The organism is Kitasatospora sp. NPDC057512 (genome assembly GCF_042802135.1).
Lineage (GTDB): Bacteria > Actinomycetota > Actinomycetes > Streptomycetales > Streptomycetaceae > Kitasatospora.
Map to the genome: position 1 here is coordinate 1 of NZ_JBHVET010001039.1, position 2,270 is coordinate 2,270.

The following is a 2,270-nucleotide window of genomic DNA, read 5'->3' on the forward strand; positions in this document are numbered from 1 at the left end:
CGGGCGGGGCGTTCGCGCACCGCCGGGGCGGGCCGCCGGGCGACGGCGAGCCGCTCGGCCAGTCGGCGGGTGAAGTCCACCGGATCGTGGTCGTCGAACTCCCGCTCCAGCTCGACGGCGTGCGCGCGCAGCAGGTCCACGACCCTCATGTCTGCGCCCCGCCGTCGTCCTGGTGCTCCAGGAGGTACTCCAGGTGGCGTCGCCCGAGGCTGTAGTAGGTGCGGGCGGTGGTGTGCGCGATGCCGAGGGACCGTCCGATGTCGTGGTACGACAACCCCGCCTGGCGCAGCCGGACCACGTCGGCCTGGACCGGTGCGGCCCGCGCGAGTTCCTCCATCGCCCAGTCCAGGGCGTCCAGCTCGGCGAGTTCGTTCAGCTCGTCCTGGCTGGTGTCGGGGCGGCGCTGGGCGATCACCCGCAGTCGCTTGCGTTCGGTGCGACGGCGCTCGCGCATGACGTCCACCACCGCATCCTTGACGATCTTGAAGGCGAAGGCCTGCGGATCAGGGCTGGCCAGGGCCCGGCGCCAGTTCTTGTAGAGCGTGGTGCCCGCGTTCTGGACGGCGTCCTGGGCGTCCTCACGGTGCCGCAGGCGCTGCTGGGCGTAGCGGAGGTAGCCGGAGTTCTCTCGGGTGAAGAAGGCCTCGAAGTCGTTCGGCAGGTCGCCGAGCGGGTCGGCTCGCAGACCCCGCTCCTCGCCCGGCCCGGGAGTGCTCACGCGACCCCCCTTTCGTGGTCGGCTGGCCGGCCCGCCTGGTGGCACGCCGACGGCCCCTTGGGGCTCGTGGTGTAACCGTCCGGGAGCTCCGGGATGTTGACCGGATCGGGCAGACAATTGCCGAACGTTTCCGTTCACTTTTGAACAGCACGGCTGACCTGCCGCTTCGCCCTCGCGAACCCAGCCGGAGGAGTCGCAACGTGACCCAGATCACAGTGCGCGAGGGCGCCGCTTGACAAGCCCCACGGCACCACCGCGCCACCCCCGCAGCCTTGCCGAGCCCACCCCGCAGAGCATCTCCCCCACCTCGGGGGCCGTGCCCCCTACGGCGCCGGCTCCACCTCCGCCGCATCCAGCGTGGCGGTCACCCGGTCCAGCAGCCCACGCAGCGCGACCAGGTCCTCGACCGGCAACCCGGTCGCCGCGAGCAGCCGACGTGGAACCTGCCCGGCCCGCTCGCGCAGTACCGACCCTTCGGGGGTCAGGCGGACGGTGACCGACCGCTCGTCCTCCGGGCTCCGCTCGCGGCGCACCAGCCCGGCCGCCTCCAGTCGCTTCAGTAGCGGGGAGAGCGTCCCGGAATCCAGCCGCAGCCGCTCGCCGATTCGCTTGACAGGCAGCTCGCCCTCCTCCCACAGCACCAGCATGACCAGGTACTGCGGATAGGTCAGCCCGAGGTCCCGCAGCAGCACCCGGTACACGCCACCGAAGGCGCGAGAGGCCGCGTTGAGCGAGAAGCAGATCTGCTGGTCGAGGCGGAGCAGCTCCTCGTCCGCCATGTCGGGGTGAGTCGTCATGAGCCCATGGTACCGATCACCATCGCGCCATTTAGTTGTGCGCAATTGAATTGCGTGCTCTACTTGTCACAGCACAGCAGCACAGCAGCACAGCAGCACAGCAGCACAGCAGCACAGCAGCACAGCAGCACAGCAGCACAGCAACAGCCGAGCGGCTGAACGGCCGCCGCGCAGCACACCGGGCCGGCAACCGCCCGGACAACCGACCCGCAGGAACACCCAGCACCCGAAGGGGAAGCCACCATGGACGCGCTCTACACCGCAGCCGCCACCGCCAACGGCCGGGAGGGCCGCGCCGTCAGCTCCGACGGACAGCTGGACCTCGCGCTGGCCATGCCGCCCGCGCTCGGTGGCAGTGGCCAGGGCACCAACCCGGAGCAGCTCTTCGCCGCCGGCTACGCCGCCTGCTTCGCCAGCGCCCTCGGCCTGGTCGGCCGGCAGGCCCGGGTGGACACCAGCGAGGTCTCGGTGACCGCCGAGGTCTCCATCGGCAAGGACGAGGCCGGCTTCGCCCTCGCCGTCGTGCTGCGCGTCGAGCTGCCCGAGTCCCTCGCGGGCGAGACCGGCGAGCTGCTGGTCAAGCAGGCGCACGAGGTGTGCCCGTACTCCCGTGCCACCCGGGGCAACATCCCGGTCGAGCTGGTCGTCGAGTAAGCGCGCCCAGGAAGGAGCACCCCGGGAGGAAGAGCACCCCCGCCACCCTCCGGGCGCCCCACCGACGGACCGGGCCCGCCGCACGCGAACCGCGGCGGGCC

3 protein-coding genes are annotated in these 2,270 nt (G+C 71.6%); 1 reads left to right on the plus strand and 2 read right to left on the minus strand.

The window, feature by feature from the left end; translation table 11 throughout:
• Nucleotides 1-145 precede the first annotated feature (145 nt).
• Both ACFU6K_RS37250 and ACFU6K_RS37255 read right to left on the minus strand, forming a co-directional pair.
• Nucleotides 146-718 carry an RNA polymerase sigma factor gene (locus ACFU6K_RS37250; RefSeq protein WP_049658113.1) on the minus strand — a complete coding sequence of 191 codons (573 nt, stop codon included), beginning with the start codon at nucleotides 716-718 and terminating at the stop codon, nucleotides 146-148.
• A gap of 323 nt (nucleotides 719-1,041) precedes the next feature.
• Nucleotides 1,042-1,515, minus strand: a complete 474-nt coding sequence (locus ACFU6K_RS37255; protein WP_380670823.1) for a MarR family winged helix-turn-helix transcriptional regulator — start codon at nucleotides 1,513-1,515, stop codon at nucleotides 1,042-1,044.
• Nucleotides 1,516-1,758: 243 nt separating this feature from the next.
• Here ACFU6K_RS37255 and ACFU6K_RS37260 point away from each other — a divergent pair, with 243 nt between their 5' ends.
• On the plus strand, nucleotides 1,759-2,169 hold the full coding sequence (locus ACFU6K_RS37260) for an organic hydroperoxide resistance protein (RefSeq protein ID WP_380670825.1): 411 nt from the start codon (nucleotides 1,759-1,761) through the stop codon (nucleotides 2,167-2,169).
• The last annotated feature ends 101 nt before the right edge of the window (nucleotides 2,170-2,270 follow it).